Here is a 19,867-nt window from a genome sequence, read left to right as displayed (position 1 = left end):
GGCTGACCGGCTGACCACGTACTGGCCGGACGCCCAAAGACCAGCCCCGCCTTCCTCCGTCCAGGAAGGCGGGGCTCCTGTCATTCCGGGGCACCCCGGCCGCACCCGGTCGCACCCGGCCGGGCCCCTGGCGTCACCCAGGCAGCACGCCCAGCACGTCGCCCGTCACCGGCAGGCTGCCCAGGGACCCGCCGTCGGTCAGCGGCCCCGTCGCGGCGGCCGTGGAGACCGGCTGGAAGTCGGCCACCTGGGTGCCCGCGGCGTTGTCCAGCGGGTCGACGCCCGTGTTCGCCAGGGGGTCCAGCTGGAGGTTCTTCGCCGGGGCCAGGGCGCTGGCCGCCGTGTCCGTGACGGTCTTGGTCAGCGGCTGGTCCGGGCTGGTGGAGACGATGCCGTCGAGCGGCTCCGCGTTCGCCGCGCCGCCGCCCACGCCGAGCGCCGCGCCCGCGGCCGCCAGGGTCAGTCCCGTACGCAACAGGGCGCGGGCCTGCCTCCCGGGCGCCGCGTGCCGTGCCGTGCGTCCTGCCGCCTGCCCCGCTGCCTGCCCTGCTGCCTGTCGTGCCATGGGTGCGCCACCTATCCGACTCTGATCCGAACCTGCCCTGCGGTAACCGAGTGCGCACGGATAGTAGTTGTCGTGTGACGCTGGTTTCAAAGGCTGTCCCCCGGGGTCGCCCATGCGGCCGAATGCCTCACACTGGTGTCCCGTGAGCTCCCATCCCTCGATACCGACCCGGGTCGTGCTGCTGACCGGCCCGTCCGGCTCCGGAAAGTCGTCACTCGCCGCCCGTTCCGGGCTGCCCGTGCTCTGCCTCGACGACTTCTACAAGGAGGGCGACGACCCCTCCTTGCCCCTGGTCAGCGGCAGTACGGACATCGACTGGGACTCCCCGGCGGCCTGGGACGCGAACGCCGCGGTCACCGCGATCGAGGAGCTGTGCCGCACGGGCCGCACCCGGGTGCCGGTGTACGACATCGCCACCAGCGCGCGGACCGGTACCGAGGTGCTCGACATCGAACGCACGCCGCTGTTCGTCGCGGAGGGGATCTTCGCCGCGGACATCGTGGGGCGCTGCCGCGAACTGGGCGTCCTGGCCGACGCCCTGTGCCTGCGGGGCCGCGCCAGCACCACCTTCCGGCGGCGGCTGCTGCGGGACCTCAAGGAGGGGCGCAAGTCAGTGCCGTTCCTGCTCCGCCGCGGCTGGCGGCTGATGCGCGCCGAACGCGCCATCGTCAGCCGCCAGGCGGCACTCGGCGCACACCCGTGCGGCAAGGCCGAGGCCCTGGGCCGCCTCGCCGCGGCGGCGGCGGGCCGCTGTGTAAAGGCCCGCGCCTCAACGCCGTAACCCACCCACACCACATCACCGCAGGCACCACAGCACCGCACCCAGCGCACCTAGCGCACCCACCGCACGCGACAGCGGGACCGTAGGCCCCCAGCCTCCGATCCCGCTGTGCGTTTTCCCCTTAATCCCCCGTGGGGCCCCCACAGGGGACCTGTGGTCCCCCGTTTCCCCACTCCCCCCGATCCCCCAGTCCCCCCACTCCGCCGCCTCCCCCGAAGCGACGCCCCCCTGCTCCCCGTTCCCCCAGCCTTCGGCGTGTTACGCGACCAGCTCGCCGAAGGACTCCTCAAGGTCGCGGCCGAGGCTGAGCGCCTCGTCCTCGCGCAGGCGGCGCAGTGACCGCCAGATGCTCGACTTGACCGTACCGACGCTGATGTCGAGGATGTCCGCGATCTCAGGGTCGGTACGGCCCTCGTAGTAGCGCAGCACCAGCATGGTGCGCTGCAGCTCAGGCAGCCGGGCCAGGGCCTGCCAGAGGACCGCGCGCAGCTCGGTGCCGCGCATCGCGTCCGTGTCGCCCACCGTCTCCGGGAGCTCCTCGGTCGGGTACTCGTTGAGCTTGCGCCGCCGCCAGGCGCTGATGTGCAGGTTAGTCATCGTCCGGCGCAGATAGCCGCCGACGGCCGCCTTGTCGCTGATCCGGTCCCAGGCCCGGTAGGTCGAGAACAGCGCGCTCTGCAGCAGGTCCTCGGCCTCGAACCGGTCGCCGGTCAGGTGGTAGGCGGTGGCGTACAGCGAGGCGCGGCGCTCCTGGACGTAGGCGGTGAAGGCGGCTGCGGCCTCCGTCGCCTGGTCCTGGACCTGGGCCTTACGCTCCCCCGTCGCGGCGGCGCCCCCGTCGCCCGCCACGGCCTGACGTGCGTCAACCACCTTCAGGTACGTGGTGTGCTGACGCCCGGTGCCGCGAGCGCACCCCCGCCCGCTCACAGCACCGGACTTCTCATTCCGCTCATTCCGATCACCCCGTACGACGTCGTGCAGACGCGTGACAACTGCGCTTGAGCTGGTGCGGTGCTGCAGCGTGTTCATCTCGCGCCCCCCGTCGTGGAGTCTGTGTGCGGCTTCGAGAAAAAGACTCTCGCCGCGACTTCATGACGGTGTCCGTCGACTGTCACAGACCTGTCACAAGGTCTCCTTGCCTGGGTGGGAATGATGGGAGCGCTCCAACTGTCGATACCGCACCGCACCATGGGTCAGAATGACCCCTGTGCCTTCCCTGTTGCTGATCGAGGACGATGACGCCATCCGCACGGCCCTGGAGCTGTCGCTGACGCGCCAGGGGCATCGTGTTGCCACCGCCGCCACCGGCGAGGATGGTCTGAAGCTGCTGCGCGAGCAACGGCCCGACCTGATCGTGCTGGATGTGATGCTGCCCGGTATCGACGGTTTTGAGGTGTGTCGTCGCATTCGGCGCACCGACCAGCTGCCGATCATCCTGCTGACCGCGCGTAACGACGACATCGACGTGGTGGTCGGCCTGGAGTCCGGCGCCGACGACTACGTGGTGAAGCCGGTGCAGGGGCGGGTGCTCGACGCCCGTATCCGCGCGGTGCTGCGGCGCGGCGAGCGGGAGGCCAACGACTCGGCGGTCTTCGGCAGCCTGGTCATCGACCGTTCCGCGATGACGGTCACCAAGGATGGCGAGGACCTCCAGCTGACGCCCACCGAGCTGCGGCTGCTGCTTGAGCTGAGCCGCAGGCCGGGGCAGGCGCTCTCCCGCCAGCAGCTGCTGCGGCTGGTCTGGGAGCACGACTACCTCGGGGACTCCCGTCTGGTGGACGCCTGTGTGCAGCGGCTGCGCGCGAAGGTGGAGGACGTACCGTCCTCGCCCACGCTGATCCGTACGGTGCGCGGGGTCGGCTACCGATTGGACAGCCCTCAGTGACACGGGCGGAGACTCAGGCGGAGTCACGGGCGCGGACACCGGCGGACGACGTCGAGGACGGCGACGGCGGCGGCGCGCGGCGCGGGCCACGTAGGACGGTGCTCGCCCGGCTGCGGTTCACCAGCCTGCGGCTGCGGCTGGTCGTGGTGTTCGGCCTGGTGGCGCTGACCGCCGCGGTCTCCGCCTCGGGTATCGCGTACTGGCTCAATCGCGAGGCCGTGCTGACCCGCACGCAGGACGCGGCGCTGAACGACTTCAAAGAAGAGATGCAGAACCGCGCGGCGTCGCTTCCGAAGGACCCGACGAAGGACGAACTGCGGCGTGCCGCCGTCCAGATGTCGCTCGGCAGCCAGCGCTACAGCGTGCTGCTGATCGCCAGAGACGCGGACGGCAAGACGGTGGTCGGCAACTCCGACCTGGACACCTTCACCCGGGACGACGTCCCGAAGTCCCTCCGGGACACGGTGAACAAGCGGCAGCCCGTCGGCGGCGGCAACAAGGACGAGTACCACGTCTTCTGGCAGCGGATCGTCACCGACGGCACGCCCTATCTGGTGGGCGGGGCGCGGGTGATCGGGGACGGCGGGCCGACCGGGTACATGCTCAAGTCCCTGGAGGCGGAGGAGCAGGACCTCAGTTCGCTGGGCTGGTCGCTGGGGATCGCCACCGCGCTGGCACTGGTCGGCGCGGCGCTGCTGGCGCAGGCCGCGGCGACGACGGTGCTCAAGCCGGTGCACCGGCTGGGGGTCGCCGCGCGGCGGCTCGGCGAGGGCGAGCTGCACACCCGGCTGCGGGTCTCGGGCACCGACGAACTGGCCGAGCTGTCCCGTACGTTCAACAGCACGGCGGCCGCGCTGGAGAAGAAGGTCGCGGACATGAGCGCGCGGGAGGAGTCCAGTCGGCGGTTCGTCGCGGACATGTCGCACGAGCTGCGGACGCCGCTGACCGCGATCACGGCGGTGACGGAGGTCCTGGAGGAGGAAGAGGACAGCCTCGACCCGATGATCGCTCCGGCGGTACGTCTGGTGGTCAGCGAGACGCGACGGCTGAACGACCTGGTGGAGAACCTGATGGAGGTCACCCGCTTTGACGCGGGCACCGCGCGGCTGGTCCTGGACGACGTGGACATCGCGGACCAGATCACCGCGTGTATCGACGCCCGTGCCTGGCTGGACGCGGTCGACCTGGACGCGGAGCGCGGGATCATGGCGCGGCTCGATCCGCGGCGCCTCGACGTCATCCTGGCGAACCTGATCGGCAACGCGCTCAAGCACGGCGGATCTCCGGTGCGGGTGTCCGTACGGGAGACCCGTTCCGCGGCACGAGGAGCGGAGCTGACCATCGAGGTGCGCGACAACGGCCCGGGTATTCCGCAGGACGTACTGCCGCATGTCTTCGACCGTTTCTACAAGGCGAGCGCGTCCCGGCCGAGGTCTGAGGGCAGCGGGCTCGGGCTGTCCATCGCGCTGGAGAACGCGCATATCCACGGCGGTGAGATCACCGCCGCCAACTCGCCCGCGGGGGGCGCGGTGTTCACCCTGCGGCTGCCACAGGACCCGTCGGACGGGGAGGCGGACGGCGAGGACGGCTGCGACCGTGCGGGTCGCGAGGGTCGCGAGGGCGGCGGCGGGGGCTTCAGGGGGCGCCCCGGTGACCGCGTCGATGTCGATGTCGACACTGACGCCGATACCGCGGGCGGTACCACTGGCGGTACCGCTCACGACAGCACTCACGACAGCGCTCACGACGCCGCGACCAGGGGGGCCGACCGATGAGCCGGTGGCGCGTGCGGCGGGCGGGTGCGGTACTCGCGGGCTGTGGGGTCCTGCTGCTCGCCGGGTGCGGGATCAGGGCGACGGAGGTGCCGACCGACTTCGGGCCCGCGCCCTCGCGGGTGGCGTGTGTGACCACGGCGCAGGGCGTCGAGGCGCGCGCGGCGGGGGGCACGCTGGCGCAGGTCTTCCTGGTGTGTGGTTCGCAGCTGGTGGCGGTGGACCGGACGGTGGAGCTCCCCCAGGCCCCGGACGGGGACGCGGGAGCGGGTGAGAACGAACGCGTACCGGTGGCGCAGGCGCTGCTCGACGCGTTGCGGCAGCCGACATCCGAGGAGGAGGCGCAGGCGGGTTTCGCCACGGACCTGCGCGCTCGGGCGACCGTCACGGGCCCGCGCGAGGGCGACCCGAAGACCGCGCTCCGGCTGAGCACACCACCCGAAGGGCTCTCCCCGTTCGCCCTGGCCCAGGTCGTCTGCACCTTCGCGCACAGCGCGGTGGCGAGCGGCGAGGACACCGTGATCCTGGGCGGCCGTGGCTCCGACCCCCTCCGCAGCTACGCGTGCACGGACGCGCTCCGCGCCCGCCCCGGCACGGTGCCCGTACCGACGGAGACAGTCGGCGGTTAGGGCTGCCCGCCGGACAGGCCCTAACGCTTGTCTCCACAGCCGCGCCAGGGCGCGTGGTGGGCGGAGATGGAGCGCGTGGGGGCACGCGGAACCGATCCTGGCCGTGCTGGCGTCTTGGGGGACGTGCAGCGTCATGGCTCGCGCGGCGGCAACGTCGCCACTCGCTTCCGTGCGGCAGGAGTGCTCCTCCTGGCCGTACACCTTCTGCTCGTCGGCTGGCTCACCCTGCGTCCCCTGGACGTGCCGTGGATGAGCGCCGCCAATTTGCAGCCCCTGGCCGGGATCAAGGCCGACCTCGCCCTGGGACCCGAGGCGGCCGTGCGCAGTCTGGGCCGGGAACTGCTGCTGCTCGCCCCGCTCGGGGTGCTGCTTCCGATGGTCGGCGGGCGGCTTCAGGTGTCGCCGCTGGCGTCGCTGACCCGTACGGTCGCCGCCGGTGCGCTGCTGTCGCTGGGTATCGCGCTGGCGCAGACCGGGGTGCCGGGCCAGGTCGTCGATGTGGACTCGCTGTTCCTGAACACCGTGGGCGTCGCACTGGCCCATCTCGCCGTGGTGCCAGCCGCCAGGGCCCGGCTGCGTCGTCGCGTACGTGTGGGTCATCGCGTGCGTGATCGCGTGGGTGATCGTGTGCGTGGCGGGGTCGGTGAGGTCGGGATGCGGCGGCTGTCCGTGCCGCCGCGGGACGAGGCCGCTTCTCAGGGGTCGACCCCGACGATTCCCAGGGTCGGGATCGCCCCCTAGCGGGACGCTTTGGCCCCCTTCGCGCTCGTACGGTGGAAAACATCAGACACCGCGTGAAGGAGCGACCATGACGGCACTTGCCCGCCCCCAGAACGGACGGATGATTGGCGGAGTGTGCGCGGCGCTGGCACGGCGCTTCGGCACCTCGGCGACCACGATGCGGGTGATCTTCGTGGTGTCCTGCCTGCTGCCAGGACCACAGTTTCTGATCTACCTCGCGATGTGGATCATGATCCCGAACGAGAAGCCGGAGCCGGCCGCCGCGAGCTGGTGAACCGCCAACCGCCGCGTACACGGCGAACGGGGTGCGCACCGTGTGGTGCGCACCCCGTTCGTGTGCCGGGTGCCGGTCGCCCGTACGCCGGGTGCCGATCGGTCTACCAGGGAGGTCAGCCGAGGGGGAGACCGGTCCCGACGGGGAGACCGCCCGGCGCCACACCCTCCAGCGGGAGGCCGCCGAGCAGGCCGGTGACCGGGTCAGTGCCCTTCGCCAGCGCGTCCTGGCCGACACCCAGGGCCTCGGGGGCACCGGCCGGGAGCGTCCCAGCCGTGTCGCCGATCGGCAGTACGCCGGACACGGGGCCGAGCCCCTGCGCGACGTCCGGGATCGCCGGGGCGGCCGTTGCGGTACCGGCAGCGGCGGCGGCGAACGCGGCGCCGATCGCGGCGACACCGAGGGTCTTGGCGGCAGACTGCTTCATCTTGGATATGTCCTCTGAGCCGGGGGTCTTCGGGGATCTTTGCGCGGTCCCGCAAGCTATCCAGGCGCCGATGAGCTTCGCAACGCATACAAAACGGCCGGAAGGTTCCCCTTCCGGCCGTTCGTGTGAGGTGCGGGTGGCGGTCGACTCAGCCCAGGATCGCGGTAGAAGCGCTGGTCGAGGCGGTCTGCTGGAAAAGCCACTCGGATTTGAGCTCGGCGTAACCGGGCTTGATGACGTCATTGATCATGGCGAGACGTTCATCGAAAGGAATGAATGCTGATTTCATCGCATTGACTGTGAACCACTGCATGTCATCGAGCGTGTAGCCGAAGGCCGAGATCAGGTGTTCGAACTCCTGGCTCATGCTCGTGCCGGACATCAGGCGGTTGTCGGTGTTCACCGTGATGCGGAAGTGCAGCTTGCGCAGCAGACCCAGCGGGTGGTCGGCGTAGGAGCTCGCCGCTCCCGTCTGCAGGTTGGACGACGGGCACATCTCCAGCGGGATGCGCTTGTCGCGTACGTAGGAGGCGAGGCGGCCGAGCTGCACGGTGCCGTCGTCGGCGACCTCGATGTCGTCGATGATGCGGACGCCGTGGCCGAGGCGGTCCGCGCCGCACCACTGGAGGGCCTGCCAAATGGACGGCAGGCCGAAGGCCTCACCCGCGTGGATGGTGAAGTGGTTGTTCTCGCGCTTGAGGTACTCGAAGGCGTCCAGGTGGCGGGTGGGAGGGAAGCCCGCTTCCGCGCCCGCGATGTCGAAGCCCACGACGCCGTGGTCGCGGTAGCGGTTGGCGAGTTCGGCGATCTCCAGCGCGCGGGCGGCGTGCCGCATCGCGGTGAGCAGGGCGCCGACGCGGATGCGGTGGCCGCTGGCCTTGGCGCGGCGCTCGCCCTCGCGGAAGCCGTCGTTGACCGCCTCGACGACCTCTTCGAGAGTGAGGCCGTTCTCCAGGTGCTGCTCGGGGGCGTACCGGATCTCGGCGTAGACGACGCCGTCTTCGGCGAGGTCCTCGGCGCACTCCGCGGCTACCCGGTAGAGGGCTTCCTTGGTCTGCATGACGGCGCAGGTGTGCGAGAACGTCTCCAGGTAGCGCTCCAGGGAGCCGGAGTCGGCGGCGTCCCTGAACCAGGTGCCGAGCTTGTCGGGCTCGGTCTCGGGGAGACCCTGATAGCCCGTCTCGCGGGCGATGTCGATGATCGTCCCGGGGCGGAGGCCACCGTCAAGGTGGTCGTGCAGCAGCACCTTGGGTGCGCGGCGGATCTGGTCCGGGGTCGGGGTGGGAGCGCTCTGGCTGGCCTGGCTCCTGGTCTGGCTCGTCATTGGCGCACTCTACCGCCTACGCGCGTAGAGCGCGCCTGCGACGGCGGGGCGGCTCCGTGTCGATACCCAACAGTGACCCCGCGGCCCGGCTCCGTACATCTGGGGTTCTGAGACTCTGCTGTCATGGCGCAGCAAGCAACACCGGTACGTGATGCCCGACTTGGGCGGGTTCTGGGCGGCAGGGCGGCAGGGTCCGGGGTCAACGGGGTGGTGCTGGTGCTGCCCGGCGGCGCTGAGGTGTCGGCGCGGCGAGCGTCTTCGGTGGCCCTGGCGGGGGCGTGGGGTGTGGCGCGGCGGGTGGTACGGGGGTCGGGGGCGTGGCCCGGAGTGGGGTCGGGGTCCGCATCGGGGTCGAGGTCGGGGCCCGGGTCAGGGTCGGGGTCGGGGGCGGGGGCGGAACCCGGGTCGGGGCTGGTCGCGCATGTGGTGCGCTACCGGTGTCGTGGGTGGAACGGCCCGGAGGCGGGGCCTGCGCGGGACGCGGAGTGGGCTGTGGACGAGGTCGTACGCCGGTACGGGGACGTTCCGGTGTGCCTCGTCGGGGTCGGCATGGGCGGCCGGGCGGCGCTGCACGCGGCAGGACACCCCGCCGTGCACTCCGTGGTGGCGCTGGCGCCCTGGCTTCCGGGCGGCGCGAGCGATGCGGGCGGCGCGAGCGATGCGGGCGACGAGGGCGCGTCGGCGCGGGAGCCCGTGGCGGAGCCGGTGGGGCAGTTGCGTGGACGGCGGGTGCTGATCGTGCACGGGACGGTTGACACGCGGAGCGATCCGGAGCTGTCCTTCCGGCTGGCGGAGCGAGCGAAGAAGGTCAACGGCGAGGTGTGCCGGTTCGAGGTGCACACGGACGGACACCGGCTGCGTCAGCACCGGGACGAGGTGCTGGCGCTGGTGACCGACTTCGTACAGGGGTCGCTGTACGAGCGGGGCTTCTCGCGGCCCGTCGCCGACGCGCTCGCGGCGCCACCGCCGCTGGGGCTGCGGATGCCGTTGGCGGCGGGGTTCGGGCGGGCGTTGCGCAGGTAGCGCCGGACAGGCCCTACGGGAGGAGGGAGCCCGCGGGGGCGGCGATCGTGCCCTTGCGGGTGAGCAGGAAGCGCTTGAAGGCCGCTACGGGTGGGGTGTCGGGATGGCCCGCCAGCCAGGCGACGCCGATCTCGCGCACCGCCCGCGGCGCCGTCACCGCGAGTTCGACCACCCCGGGCCGGGCGAACGCCGGAGGGGGCAGCAGCGCCACCCCGAGCCCCGCCGCGACCAGCCCGCGCAGGGTCTCCGCGTCCTCGCCCTCGAAGGCGACCCGTGGGCGGAACCCGGCCTCGGCGCACAGCGCGTCGGCGATGCGGCGCAGCCCGTAAGGGGGTTCGAGGGTGACGAACGCTTCGTCGGCGGCCTCGGCGAGCCGGATGCGCTTGCGCGTGGCCAGCCGGTGGTCGGCGGGGACGACCAGGTTCAGGCGCTGCTCGGCCAGCCGTCGGGCGACCAGGTCCGGGGCGTCGGGGACCGGCGAGGTCAGGCAGAGGTCGAGTTCGCCGGTGCGGAGGCGTTCGATCATCCACTCGCCGTAGTTCTGGACGAGGCTGAAGCGCACCCGGGGGTGGTCCACACGAAAGGCCCGGATGAGTTCGGGGACCGCTTCGGAGCCCATGGTGTGCAGGAAGCCGAAGGCGACCTTCCCGGTGGCGGGGTCCGCGTCCGCGCGTACGTCGTCAGCGGAGCGGTCGATCTCGCCGAGTGACCGCTCGACGGAGGCCAGGAAGGTGCGGCCCGCCGCCGTGAGCGACAGGGTGCGGCCGCGGCGGGCGAACAGGTCGACGCCGAGGTCCTGTTCGAGCCTGGCCAGGGCGCGGGAGAGCGTGGACTGCGGGATGCCCAGCTGCTGCGCGGCGCGCGTGACGTGTTCGGTACGGGCCACGGCGGCGAAGTACGCGAGGCGGGGGGCGAGGAGGGCGGACCAGGAGTCGGGACTCAGGTCGCTCAGGTCGCTGGGGTCGCTGGGGTCGCTGGGGTCGCTGGGATAGTTTTTCGCCTCAACAAAAGGGGGTCGTGTGGGGCGTGTGCTGCGGTCATGCGCCATGGGATTGATTATGGCCTGTTTATGCATTGGACGCATGAACTGCACCTCCTTAGATTCAAAGCATGCCTCCTGCCAGTAGCAGGGCGTTCGCAAGGCACGCGGACGCCCCTGCCTCCGATTCCTCTGCTCCCTTTGACTCTCGCCTGGCACCGGGCGGGGCCGGTTACCTCCGGATGAACCTCGCGCTGTTCGCCGCGGGGCTCGCCACCTTCGCGGTGCTGTACTCCACGCAGGCGCTACTGCCCCTGATCTCCGCCGAGTTCGCCGTCACGGCCGACACCGCGAGCTGGACGGTCTCCGCCGCCACGGGGGCGCTCGCGCTGTGCGTCCTGCCGCTGAGCGCGCTCTCCGAGCGGTTCGGGCGGCGGACGCTGATGACGGTTTCGCTGGCGGTCGCCGTGGTGGTCGGGCTGCTCATCCCGTTCGCGCCCAGCCTGGGCTGGCTGGTGGGCCTGCGGGCGGTGCAGGGTGCGGCGCTGGCGGGGCTGCCCGCGTCGGCGATGGCGTATCTGGCCGAGGAGGTACGGCCCAAGGCGCTGGTCGCGGCGATCGGACTCTTCGTCGCGGGCAACAGCATCGGCGGGATGAGCGGCCGGGTGCTGACCGGCTGGGTCGCGCAGGCCTGGGGGTGGCGGGCGGGGCTCGCCGCCGTGGGTCTGATGGCGCTGGTGTGCGCGGTCCTGTTCCGCGTCCTGCTGCCCCGGCCCCAGCACTTCACGGCCGGTTCGCTGCGGCCCCGGGAGCTGGCACGGACCGTACGCGGGCACCTGGCCAATCCGCTGCTGTGCCGTCTGTACGTCATCGGGGCGCTGTTCATGGTGGTCTTCGGCGCCGTCTACACGGTGATCGGATACCGGCTCGTCGACGAGCCGTTCTCGCTGCCGCAGGGAATCGTCGGCTCGATCTTCCTGATCTACCTGGTCGGTACGGTGTCATCGGCCGCGGCCGGACAGCTGGTCGCGCGGATCGGGCGGCGCGGGGCGCTGTATCTGGCGGTGGGTACGACGACCGCCGGGCTGCTGCTGTCGCTCGCCGATGTGCTGGCCCTGGTGCTGGCGGGGCTGGTGCTGATCACCGCCGGGTTCTTCGCCGGGCATACGGTCGCGTCCTCCGCGGTGAGCCGGACGGCCGAGGTGGGGCGGGCGCAGGCGTCGGCTCTCTATCAGTCGGCGTACTACCTGGGCAGCAGCGTGGGCGGCATACTCGGCGCGGTCGCCTTCCACACCCTGGGCTGGCAGGGCACGGTGCTGCTGGGCCTGGTGGCGGTGCTCGGGGTGGTGTCGGTGACGCTGTACGGCACCCATGCGGCACGGGTGGAGCGCGCGCACGCGGCACGGGCGCGGGCGCGGGCCGGTCAGCGGCCGGTGCTGGCCTCGCACGCGTAATCCCGCTAGAGAAGGTGCATGCGGGTTCCTGAGCGGTTGTCGGTGGCGGTCGAGCTGCTGGGTGTGCGGGCGGACGAGCGGATTCTGGAGGTCGGCTGCGGGCGTGGGGTCGCCGCCGCGCTGATCTGTGAGCGGCTCACGGGCGGGGACGGGCAGCTGGTGGCTATCGACCGGTCGGCCGCCGCGATCGCCGCCGCCCGGGCGCGCAACGCGGCGGTGGTGGACGCCGGACGGGCCGAGTTCCGGCAGCTGGCGCTGGCCGATGTGGACCCGGCGTCGCTGGGGACGTACGACAAGATCCTGGCCAGTGACGTCAACCTCTTCTGGACCGGGCCCGCGACGCGGGAGGTGGCTGCCATCGGCCGGCTCCTGGAGCCGGACGGGCAGGTGCTGCTGTGCTTCGCGCCGCCTCGCGGGCGGGCCGTCGGTCCGCTGGAGTCGGCGGTGCTCGGGCGGCTCCGGGACGGCGGATTCCGGGCCACGGCGGTGCGGCGGCCCCTGGGTGAGGGCGGGACGCTGCTCGCGGTGCGCGCCAGGCATAGGGCTTCCGCCGCTGGTGGGACGGGCCGCTGAGTTCTTCGGGCGCCATTGTCAGTGGGGTGCGGTAGCTTCCGAGGTGTTGGTTTCGGAGGCTCGGCAGGGGTGTGGACCGATGAGTGACAGCGCGACGAAAACCGATCTGGACGCGGGCCTGGAGAAGCACAGGACCGAGCTGACGGGGTACTGCTACCGCATGCTCGGCTCCGGCTTCGAGGCCGAGGACGCGGTGCAGGACACCTTCGTCCGCGCGTGGCGGGCGTACGACCGCTTCGAAGGGCGCTCGTCCCTGCGTTCCTGGCTGTACCGCATCGCCACCAACGTCTGCCTGGACATGCTGAACGCGGGCAACAAGCGCGCCCGGCCGATGGACCTGACCGCAGCGCAGCCGGTCGCCGCCGCGGTGCTCAGTGAGCGCTCCGAGATCACCTGGCTGGAGCCGGTGCCGGACGGCCGGGTGCTGCCGTCCACCGCCGACCCGGCGGAGACGGCGGTGGCGCGCGAGTCGGTGCGGCTCGCCTTTGTGGCGGCGCTACAGCATCTGCCCGCCAAGCAGCGTGCGGTGCTCATCCTGCGCGAGGTGCTGGCCTGGAAGGCCAGCGAGGTCGCCGAGCTGCTCGACACCTCGGTCGCCTCGGTCAACAGCGCCTTGCAACGGGCGCGGGCCACCATCGGCGAGCGGGAGATGCGCGAGACGGACCTCGCCGACCCGCTGGACGAGGATCAGAAGAAACTCCTCGACCGCTATGTCGCGGCCTTCGAGGGCTACGACATGGACGCCCTGACCTCGCTGCTGCACGAGGACGCCGTACTGTCCATGCCGCCCTACGACCTGTGGCTCACGGGGTACGACAACATCACCGGCTGGATGCTCGGCCATGGCGCGGTCTGCCGCGGCTCCCTGCTGGTCCCGACGGTGGCGAACGGCACGCCGGCCTTCGGCCAGTACCACCCGACCGAGACACCCGGGCGGTACGAGCCGTGGGCGCTCCAGGTCGTCGAGATGTCAGGGGGAAGGATCGTCGAGATCACCAACTTCCTGGACACCGACCGCTGGTTCCCGATGTTCGACCTCCCCCAGCACCTCGACAAGTCCCACTAGGAGCAGCAACTCGCAGAGCCGGGTGCTGGGGTCGCGGACGCGCATCCTCGCCCCGGCCGTGCGGGTGGTGATCCGTAGCCGGGCGAGGGCGTCCACGGCGGCCAGGTTGGGTTCGGAGACGGCCGCGGCGTCGCAGATGAGTTCGTCGGCGCCGGAGTGCTCCAGTGCCGCTCTCACCCGCTCGCACAGCAGGGGCACCTCGGCCGGGGAGACGCGGGGGCCGAGGGCGACGACGATTGGTTGGGTAGCTGTCACACAGGGGTGACCCGTGGGCGGGGCGGAACTCATCGCCCCGCCCACGGGTCACCGACCGGATCAGGCGATGCGGTCCAGGACGATCGGGTTCGGGGTGAAGCCGTTCGCGCCCTGCGTGTCGATGTCGTACGCGCCCTGGAGGGACTTGATCGCGTACTCGAACCGCTCCGGGGTGTCCGTGTGCAGGGTGAGCAGCGGCTGGCCCTCGGTGACCCGCTCGCCCGGCTTGGCATGCAGCTCGACACCGGCGCCCGCCTGGACCGGGTCCTCCTTGCGGGCCCGGCCCGCGCCGAGCCGCCAGGCGGCGACGCCGACGTCGTAGGCGTCGAGGCGGGTGAGGGTGCCGGAGGCGGGGGCGGTGATGACGTGCTGCTCACGGGCCGTGGGCAGGGTGGCGTCCGGGTCACCGCCCTGGGCGGCGATCATGCGACGCCAGACGTCCATCGCGGAGCCGTCGGCGAGGGCCTTGGCCGGGTCGGCGTCCTTGATCCCGGCCGCGTCCAGCATCTCGCGGGCGAGGGCGAGGGTGAGCTCGACGACGTCCGCCGGGCCGCCGCCCGCCAGGACCTCGACGGACTCGCGCACCTCAAGGGCGTTGCCCGCCGTCAGGCCGAGCGGCGTGGCCATGTCGGTGAGCAGGGCCACGGTCTTCACGCCGTGGTCCGTGCCGAGACCGACCATCGTGGAGGCCAGTTCGCGGGCGTCGTCGATGTTCTTCATGAAGGCGCCGGAGCCGACCTTCACGTCCAGCACCAGGGAGCCCGTACCCTCGGCGATCTTCTTCGACATGATGGACGAGGCGATCAGCGGGATCGCCTCGACCGTGCCGGTGACGTCGCGCAGCGCGTACAGCTTCTTGTCGGCGGGGGCCAGGCCGTCGCCCGCCGCGCAGATCACCGCGCCGGTGGTGTCCAGTACGTCCAGCATCTCGGCGTTGGACAGCAGGGCGCGCCAGCCGGGGATGGACTCCAGCTTGTCCAGGGTGCCGCCGGTGTGGCCGAGCCCCCGGCCGCTGAGCTGCGGCACGGCGGCGCCGCAGGCGGCGACGAGGGGGGCGAGCGGGAGGGTGATCTTGTCGCCCACGCCTCCGGTGGAGTGCTTGTCGGCGGTGGGGCGGGTGAGAGCGCTGAAGTTCATCCGCTCGCCGGAGTTGATCATCGCGGCGGTCCAGCGGGCGATCTCCGCGCGGGTCATTCCGTTCAGGAGGATCGCCATGGCCAGGGCCGACATCTGTTCGTCGGCGACCTCGCCGCGGGTGTAGGCGTCGATGACCCAGTCGATCTGGTCATCGCTGAGTACGCCTCGGTCCCGCTTGGTGCGGATGACGGAGATGACGTCCATGGGGTTGGGTCCCTTCCAGGGGAGTGGGTGGGGTGCGCGTCAGAGATATGTCCCCCACCCCGCCCCTTCCCGAAAGGCCTCGCCGGCCGGGCTCAAAGATGGCCTCAAACGCCGGCCGGGCTGGATTGCGGAATCTTTAGCCCGTCCGGCGTTTGAGGACCGGGGTCTGGGGCGGAGCCCCGGTTACGGGAAGGGGCGGGGTAGGGGAGAAGGAAGCGTGGCGCGGCTACGCCAGGTGCTCCGGGCCGAACGCGTCGGGGAGGAGTTCCGACAGCGGGCGGACGCCGCTCGCGGTGTCGACCAACAGGGTGGGGCCGCCGAACTCGTACAGCAGCTGGCGGCAGCGGCCGCACGGCATCAGGATCCCGCCGCTGCCGTCCACGCAGGTGAAGTGGGTGAGGCGGCCGCCCCCCGAGAGCTGGAGCGCGGAGACCAGGCCGCACTCCGCGCACAGGCCAAGCCCGTACGAGGCGTTCTCGACGTTGCAGCCGGTGACGGTGCGGCCGTCGTCCACCACGGCCGCCGCGCCGACCGGGAAGCCCGAGTACGGGGCGTACGCGCGGGACATGGCGTCGCGCGCCGCATCGCGCAGGGCTTCCCAGTCGACGTCGGCGTCCGTCACTTGCCTTGCCCCTTCCGGTACGGCTTGCCGTTCGCCTTCGGCATCCGCAGGTTCTGCGCCGCCAGGGCCAGGACCAGCAGGGTCGCGATATACGGGGCCGCGCCGATGAACTGCCTGGGCACCTCGTCCACCGTCAGATACGTCAGTACACCGGCGAGCGCGGCCAGCGCGGCCAGCCCGGACTGGAGGTACTTCTTCCGCGTGAACTGCCACACCGCGACGACCGCCAGCAGGATGCCGAGCAGCAGGAACATCGCCATGACGTTCTCCGCGCCGCGCTCCTTGAGCGAGCCGGTGAAGCCGAAGAGCAGGGCGCCCATCGCGACACCCACCGGCCGCCAGTTACCGAAGATCATCGCGGCCAGGCCGATGTAGCCGAGGCCGACGGTCTGGCCCTCGCGGTAGAAGGGGGCGGCCACCTCGGAGAGGAAGACGCCGCCGAGGCCCGCGAGCGCGCCGGAGATCAGCACGGCGACGTACTTGTAGAGGTAGACGTTGACGCCGAGGGACTCGGCCGCGATCGGGTTCTCGCCGCAGGACCGCAGGCGCAGGCCGAAGGCGGAGCGCCACAGGATGAAGTACGTCGCGACCAGCAGCACGATCGCGAGGACCGACAGCCAGGACAGCCGGGTGGTCAGCGCGCCGAGGAAGCCCGCCAGGTCGGAGATCAGGAACCAGTGTTTGCCGTTGAGTGAGACCAGCCAGTCGGACAGGCCTGGCACGGTCAGCGAGCCGAGCGGGTCGACCTGTGGGGACTGGGTGGTGCTGCCGCCCTCTTCCGCGCCGAAGGTCAGCTTGGACAGGAAGCGGGTCGCGCCGAGCGCCAGGATGTTGATGGCGACACCGGAGACGATGTGGTTCACGCCGAAGGTGACGGTGGCGATGGCGTGCAGCAGCGCGCCGAGCGCGCCGCCCAGCAGGCCCACGACGACGCCGGTCCACGGGCCCCACTGGTAGCCGGCCCAGGCGCCGAACCAGGTACCGAAGATCATCATGCCTTCGAGACCGAGGTTGATCACACCGGCGCGCTCGGACCACAGACCGCCGAGACCGGCGAGCAGGATCGGGACGGCGACGGAGATCGCGGCGGCCACCTGGCCGACGGAGGTGATGTCGTTGGTGCCGGTGAGGGTGCGGACGAGCGAGAAGAGGACCAGGCCGCCGAGGACGTAGTAGAGCGTGCGGTGCCAGTCGAAGCCCGACTTGCGGCGGGCGTGCCCGGCTTCGGGCTGGCCGAGAGCGGATGCCGTGGCGGCCATCAGAGCGCCACCTCCTCGTTCTTCTTCGCAGCGGCGGCCAGCTCGGCCCCGACCTTCTGCTGCTGGCGCTTCAGGCCCCAGCGCTGCACGGACTCGTACGCGATGACGACGGCGAGGACGATGATGCCCTGCATGATCACGGAGATCTCGGACTCGTAGCCGTTGTCGTCGAGGGTGGTGGACGCCTTGTCGAGGAAGGCCCACAGGAGCGCGCCGAAGGCCATGCCCAGCGGGTGGTTACGGCCGAGCAGCGCGATGGCGATGCCGGTGAAGCCGTAACCGGCCGGGAAGTCGGACATGAAGGTGTGGGACTCGCCGAGCAGGACGGGCATGCCGATCAGGCCCGCGAGGGCGCCGGAGGCGAGCATCGCGATGACGACCATCTTGCGGCCGCTGACACCGGAGGCGAGGGCCGCGGACTCCGAGGCACCGGCGGCGCGCAGGTCGAAGCCGAAGCGGGTGCGATTGAGCATCACCCAGTAGCCGACGCCGCACAGCACCGCGATGACCAGGAAGCCGTAGATCTCGTAGTCGCCGTACGGAATGCCGGGGAACCAGGCGGACTCGGGGAGTTCACCGGTGTTGATGGCGTTGGAGCCCTCGGGCTGGTGGCCGAAGACGTCCCGCTGGATCAGGTAGCCGATGATCGCGGCGGCGATGGCGTTGAGCATGATCGTGGCGATCACCTCGCTGACACCGCGGGTGACCTTGAGCAGTGCCGCGATGCCCGCCCAGAGCGCACCGACCACCATGGCCGTGACGATGACCGCGATCATCTTCAGGACACCGGGGGCCGGGAGGTTGAAGCCGACGATGCCGCCGATGCACGCGCCGAGGCGGTACTGCCCCTCGACGCCGATGTTGAAGAGGTTCATGCGGAAGCCGATGGCGACCGCGAGCGCCGCGAAGTAGTACGTGACGGTCTGGTTGATGACCAGGACCTGCACATCGGGCCACTCGGCGACGTAGTTCACCATCAGCGAGTACGGCTCGAACGGGTTCTTGCCGGTGGCGAGCAGGATGACCGACGTCAGGGCGACGGCCACGGCGAGGGCGAGCACCGGCGCGGCGGTCGCCAGGATCACCCGCTCCTTGAGGAGCTCCCGCTTCAGCTCCTTGGGGGTCTGCTGTGTCATCGGTCCTCTCCCCCGGTCTGCGCGGAGTTCTGGTCGGCGATGTTCCCGGGCGGGGAGTCCTCGGGATGCTCCAGGTGGCCGGAGGCGGCACCGGTCATGGCAGAACCCAGCTCCTGCGGGGTGATGGTGGCGGGGTCGGCGTCGGCGACCAGACGGCCGTCGAAGATGACCCGCAGGGTGTCGGACAGGCCGATCAGCTCGTCCAGGTCGGCGGAGATCAGCAGCACGGCAAGGCCTTCGTGCCGTGCCTGGCGGATCGCGTCCCAGATCTGGGCCTGCGCGCCGACGTCCACACCCCGGGTGGGGTGGGCGGCGATCAGGAAGCGCGGGGTGTGGCTCATCTCGCGGCCGACGATCAGCTTCTGCTGGTTACCGCCGGAGAGCGAGGCCGCGGTGACCTCGATGCCGGGGGTGCGGACGTCGTACTCCTCGACGATCCGCTCCGTGTCGGCCTTGGCGCCCTTGGGGTCGAGCCAGAAACCTTTGGAGTTGGGTGCTTCGGTGACGTGGCCGAGGATGCGGTTCTCCCAGAGGGGGGCCTCCAGGAGCAGGCCGTGCCGGTGGCGGTCCTCGGGGATGTAGCCGACGCCCTGCTCGCGGCGCTTGCGCGTCGGCCAGGCGGTGACGTCCTCGCCGTCCAGCGTGATGGTGCCGGAGTCGGCGTGCTTCATGCCGATCAGGGTCTCGATCAGCTCGGTCTGGCCGTTGCCCTCGACGCCCGCGATACCGAGGACCTCGCCCGCGCGGATGGCGAAGGTGAGGTGGTCGAGGAGCGGCTTGCGGCCCTCGGCGCCCAGGGTGAGGCCCTTGACGTCCAGGACGACGCGGTCGGTGACCGTGGACTCGGTGGTCTCCGGGACCGGCAGCTCACTGCCGACCATCAGCTCGGCGAGGGCACGCGGGGTCGTCTCGGACGGGATGGCCGTGCCGACCGTGGTGCCGCGCCGGATGACCGTGATGTCGTCGGCGACGCTCAGCACCTCGCCCAGCTTGTGCGAGATGAAGATGACCGCCAGGCCCTCGGCCTTGAGTTCGCGCAGGTTGGTGAAGAGCGCGTCGACCTCCTGCGGGACCAGCACGGCGGTCGGCTCGTCGAGGATCAGGGTGCGGGCGCCGCGGTAGAGGACCTTGAGGATCTCCACGCGCTGGCGGTCGGCGACGCCGAGGTGCTCGACGAGGGCGTCGGGGTTGACCCCGAGACCGTAGGCCTTGGAGATCTCCAGGATCTTCTTGCGGGCCCTGGAGCCGATGCCGTACAGCTTCTCGCCGCCGAGGACGACGTTCTCCAGGACGGTGAGATTGTCGGCGAGCATGAAGTGCTGGTGCACCATGCCGATGCCGCGGGCGATCGCGTCACCGGGGCTGCTGAAGGAGACCTGCTCGCCGTCGATGGTGATGGTGCCCTCGTCCGGCTTCTGCATGCCGTAGAGGATCTTCATCAGCGTCGACTTGCCGGCCCCGTTCTCACCGACCAGAGCGTGGACGCTGCTCCTGCGGACGGTGATGTCGATGTCGTGGTTGGCCACGACGCCGGGGAATCGCTTGGTGATGCCGCGGAGCTCGACGGCCGCGGTCTCGGTGGAGGCTGTGATGGCGCACTCCCTCGGGGCGGAGGAAAGGAGGTGACGGAGGAGGTGGTGGTGCGGGTGAGGCGGTGGTGCGGGTGAGGCGGTGCCGTTCAGGACTCGTACGGGCCTCACTGCGGGAACCGCCGGGGGGACCGTATCCTGTCATGCACATGCTACGCGCGTAGAGTTAACG

The 19,867-nt window shown here is 71.1% G+C and carries 21 protein-coding genes; 10 read left to right on the top strand and 11 right to left on the bottom strand.

The window, feature by feature from the left end; genetic code table 11:
* Positions 1-133 precede the first annotated feature (133 nt).
* A complete protein-coding gene (locus GCN81_RS08335) occupies positions 134-565 on the bottom strand; it encodes a hypothetical protein (protein WP_156723225.1) in 432 nt (143 codons plus the stop codon).
* 112 nt (positions 566-677) lie between these two features.
* Between GCN81_RS08335 and GCN81_RS08330 the strand changes: the two genes are divergently transcribed.
* Positions 678-1,346, top strand: a complete 669-nt coding sequence (locus tag GCN81_RS08330) for a uridine kinase family protein (RefSeq protein WP_156723223.1) — start codon at positions 678-680, stop codon at positions 1,344-1,346.
* A 258-nt stretch (positions 1,347-1,604) separates the two neighbouring features.
* Here GCN81_RS08330 and GCN81_RS08325 read toward each other — a convergent pair whose 3' ends face one another.
* Complete coding sequence (locus GCN81_RS08325) at positions 1,605-2,375, bottom strand: SigE family RNA polymerase sigma factor (protein WP_156723221.1); 771 nt, start codon at positions 2,373-2,375, stop codon at positions 1,605-1,607.
* Positions 2,376-2,553: 178 nt separating this feature from the next.
* Between GCN81_RS08325 and afsQ1 the strand changes: the two genes are divergently transcribed.
* From afsQ1 to GCN81_RS08300, 5 genes are all read left to right on the top strand, one after another.
* The gene (afsQ1, locus tag GCN81_RS08320) at positions 2,554-3,231 is read left to right on the top strand and encodes a two-component system response regulator AfsQ1 (protein WP_197287538.1); all 678 of its coding nucleotides are present in this window, start codon (positions 2,554-2,556) and stop codon (positions 3,229-3,231) included.
* Complete coding sequence (locus GCN81_RS08315; protein ID WP_197287527.1) at positions 3,228-5,006, top strand: ATP-binding protein; 1,779 nt, start codon at positions 3,228-3,230, stop codon at positions 5,004-5,006. The genes afsQ1 and GCN81_RS08315 overlap by 4 nt, the downstream gene beginning before the upstream one ends.
* Positions 5,003-5,632, top strand: coding sequence for a hypothetical protein (locus tag GCN81_RS08310; RefSeq protein ID WP_156723215.1), 630 nt, complete (start codon positions 5,003-5,005; stop codon positions 5,630-5,632). Before GCN81_RS08315 ends, GCN81_RS08310 begins: the two co-directional genes overlap by 4 nt.
* A gap of 123 nt (positions 5,633-5,755) precedes the next feature.
* Positions 5,756-6,373 (top strand): VanZ family protein, encoded by a 618-nt coding sequence (locus tag GCN81_RS08305; protein WP_156723214.1) that lies wholly within the window; start codon positions 5,756-5,758, stop codon positions 6,371-6,373.
* 67 nt (positions 6,374-6,440) lie between these two features.
* On the top strand, positions 6,441-6,647 hold the full coding sequence (locus tag GCN81_RS08300; protein ID WP_156723212.1) for a PspC domain-containing protein: 207 nt from the start codon (positions 6,441-6,443) through the stop codon (positions 6,645-6,647).
* Between the two features lie 115 nt (positions 6,648-6,762).
* Here the strand turns inward: GCN81_RS08300 and GCN81_RS08295 are convergent, their stop codons facing one another.
* Together GCN81_RS08295 and GCN81_RS08290 are read right to left on the bottom strand one after the other, a co-directional pair.
* Positions 6,763-7,074: an ATP-binding protein gene (locus tag GCN81_RS08295; protein ID WP_156723210.1), complete on the bottom strand. Its 312-nt coding sequence runs from the start codon at positions 7,072-7,074 to the stop codon at positions 6,763-6,765.
* A gap of 148 nt (positions 7,075-7,222) precedes the next feature.
* Positions 7,223-8,398, bottom strand: coding sequence for an adenosine deaminase (locus tag GCN81_RS08290; protein WP_156723208.1), 1,176 nt, complete (start codon positions 8,396-8,398; stop codon positions 7,223-7,225).
* A 123-nt stretch (positions 8,399-8,521) separates the two neighbouring features.
* Here GCN81_RS08290 and GCN81_RS08285 point away from each other — a divergent pair, with 123 nt between their 5' ends.
* Positions 8,522-9,421, top strand: coding sequence for an alpha/beta hydrolase family protein (locus tag GCN81_RS08285; RefSeq protein ID WP_156723207.1), 900 nt, complete (start codon positions 8,522-8,524; stop codon positions 9,419-9,421).
* A gap of 13 nt (positions 9,422-9,434) precedes the next feature.
* Here the strand turns inward: GCN81_RS08285 and GCN81_RS08280 are convergent, their stop codons facing one another.
* A complete protein-coding gene (locus tag GCN81_RS08280) occupies positions 9,435-10,469 on the bottom strand; it encodes a LysR family transcriptional regulator (protein ID WP_156723205.1) in 1,035 nt (344 codons plus the stop codon).
* Between the two features lie 62 nt (positions 10,470-10,531).
* Between GCN81_RS08280 and GCN81_RS08275 the strand changes: the two genes are divergently transcribed.
* The 3 genes from GCN81_RS08275 (at position 10,532) to GCN81_RS08265 (ending at position 13,493) form a co-directional block, all read left to right on the top strand.
* Positions 10,532-11,854: an MFS transporter gene (locus tag GCN81_RS08275; protein WP_156723203.1), complete on the top strand. Its 1,323-nt coding sequence runs from the start codon at positions 10,532-10,534 to the stop codon at positions 11,852-11,854.
* A gap of 18 nt (positions 11,855-11,872) precedes the next feature.
* The gene (locus tag GCN81_RS08270) at positions 11,873-12,427 is read left to right on the top strand and encodes a methyltransferase domain-containing protein (RefSeq protein WP_156723201.1); all 555 of its coding nucleotides are present in this window, start codon (positions 11,873-11,875) and stop codon (positions 12,425-12,427) included.
* Between the two features lie 79 nt (positions 12,428-12,506).
* Positions 12,507-13,493, top strand: a complete 987-nt coding sequence (locus GCN81_RS08265; protein ID WP_156723199.1) for a sigma-70 family RNA polymerase sigma factor — start codon at positions 12,507-12,509, stop codon at positions 13,491-13,493.
* Here GCN81_RS08265 and GCN81_RS08260 read toward each other — a convergent pair.
* From GCN81_RS08260 to GCN81_RS08235, 6 genes are all read right to left on the bottom strand, one after another.
* Positions 13,398-13,748 (bottom strand): STAS domain-containing protein, encoded by a 351-nt coding sequence (locus GCN81_RS08260; RefSeq protein WP_231626495.1) that lies wholly within the window; start codon positions 13,746-13,748, stop codon positions 13,398-13,400. The two genes, GCN81_RS08265 and GCN81_RS08260, sit on opposite strands and share 96 nt — an antisense overlap.
* A 60-nt stretch (positions 13,749-13,808) precedes the next feature.
* Positions 13,809-15,089: a thymidine phosphorylase gene (locus GCN81_RS08255; protein ID WP_156723196.1), complete on the bottom strand. Its 1,281-nt coding sequence runs from the start codon at positions 15,087-15,089 to the stop codon at positions 13,809-13,811.
* A gap of 226 nt (positions 15,090-15,315) precedes the next feature.
* On the bottom strand, positions 15,316-15,711 hold the full coding sequence (locus tag GCN81_RS08250; protein ID WP_156723194.1) for a cytidine deaminase: 396 nt from the start codon (positions 15,709-15,711) through the stop codon (positions 15,316-15,318).
* Entirely contained in the window at positions 15,708-16,970 is a 1,263-nt protein-coding gene (locus tag GCN81_RS08245) for an ABC transporter permease (protein WP_156723192.1), read from the bottom strand. Before GCN81_RS08245 ends, GCN81_RS08250 begins: the two co-directional genes overlap by 4 nt.
* Complete coding sequence (locus tag GCN81_RS08240; RefSeq protein ID WP_156723190.1) at positions 16,970-18,106, bottom strand: ABC transporter permease; 1,137 nt, start codon at positions 18,104-18,106, stop codon at positions 16,970-16,972. Before GCN81_RS08240 ends, GCN81_RS08245 begins: the two co-directional genes overlap by 1 nt.
* Entirely contained in the window at positions 18,103-19,698 is a 1,596-nt protein-coding gene (locus tag GCN81_RS08235; RefSeq protein WP_156723429.1) for an ABC transporter ATP-binding protein, read from the bottom strand. The genes GCN81_RS08240 and GCN81_RS08235 overlap by 4 nt, the downstream gene beginning before the upstream one ends.
* Positions 19,699-19,867 lie beyond the last annotated feature (169 nt).

Origin of the sequence: Streptomyces apocyni, assembly GCF_009739465.1 — a bacterium.
Lineage (GTDB): Bacteria > Actinomycetota > Actinomycetes > Streptomycetales > Streptomycetaceae > Streptomyces > Streptomyces apocyni.
This window is presented reverse-complemented; position numbering and strand designations above follow the sequence as displayed.

Bases quoted from the DNA above. Each gene is read 5' to 3' on its own strand.
- GCN81_RS08335 (WP_156723225.1), bottom strand. From the start codon at position 565: ATGGCACGACAGGCAGCAGGGCAGGCAGCGGGGCAGGCGGCAGGACGC.
- GCN81_RS08330 (WP_156723223.1), top strand. From the start codon at position 678: ATGCGGCCGAATGCCTCACACTGGTGTCCCGTGAGCTCCCATCCCTCG.
- GCN81_RS08325 (WP_156723221.1), bottom strand. From the start codon at position 2,375: ATGAACACGCTGCAGCACCGCACCAGCTCAAGCGCAGTTGTCACGCGT.
- GCN81_RS08310 (WP_156723215.1), top strand. From the start codon at position 5,003: ATGAGCCGGTGGCGCGTGCGGCGGGCGGGTGCGGTACTCGCGGGCTGT.
- GCN81_RS08300 (WP_156723212.1), top strand. From the start codon at position 6,441: ATGACGGCACTTGCCCGCCCCCAGAACGGACGGATGATTGGCGGAGTG.
- GCN81_RS08295 (WP_156723210.1), bottom strand. From the start codon at position 7,074: ATGAAGCAGTCTGCCGCCAAGACCCTCGGTGTCGCCGCGATCGGCGCC.
- GCN81_RS08290 (WP_156723208.1), bottom strand. From the start codon at position 8,398: ATGACGAGCCAGACCAGGAGCCAGGCCAGCCAGAGCGCTCCCACCCCG.
- GCN81_RS08285 (WP_156723207.1), top strand. From the start codon at position 8,522: ATGGCGCAGCAAGCAACACCGGTACGTGATGCCCGACTTGGGCGGGTT.
- GCN81_RS08280 (WP_156723205.1), bottom strand. From the start codon at position 10,469: ATGGCGCATGACCGCAGCACACGCCCCACACGACCCCCTTTTGTTGAG.
- GCN81_RS08275 (WP_156723203.1), top strand. From the start codon at position 10,532: ATGCCTCCTGCCAGTAGCAGGGCGTTCGCAAGGCACGCGGACGCCCCT.
- GCN81_RS08270 (WP_156723201.1), top strand. From the start codon at position 11,873: ATGCGGGTTCCTGAGCGGTTGTCGGTGGCGGTCGAGCTGCTGGGTGTG.
- GCN81_RS08265 (WP_156723199.1), top strand. From the start codon at position 12,507: ATGAGTGACAGCGCGACGAAAACCGATCTGGACGCGGGCCTGGAGAAG.
- GCN81_RS08255 (WP_156723196.1), bottom strand. From the start codon at position 15,089: ATGGACGTCATCTCCGTCATCCGCACCAAGCGGGACCGAGGCGTACTC.
- GCN81_RS08245 (WP_156723192.1), bottom strand. From the start codon at position 16,970: ATGGCCGCCACGGCATCCGCTCTCGGCCAGCCCGAAGCCGGGCACGCC.
- GCN81_RS08240 (WP_156723190.1), bottom strand. From the start codon at position 18,106: ATGACACAGCAGACCCCCAAGGAGCTGAAGCGGGAGCTCCTCAAGGAG.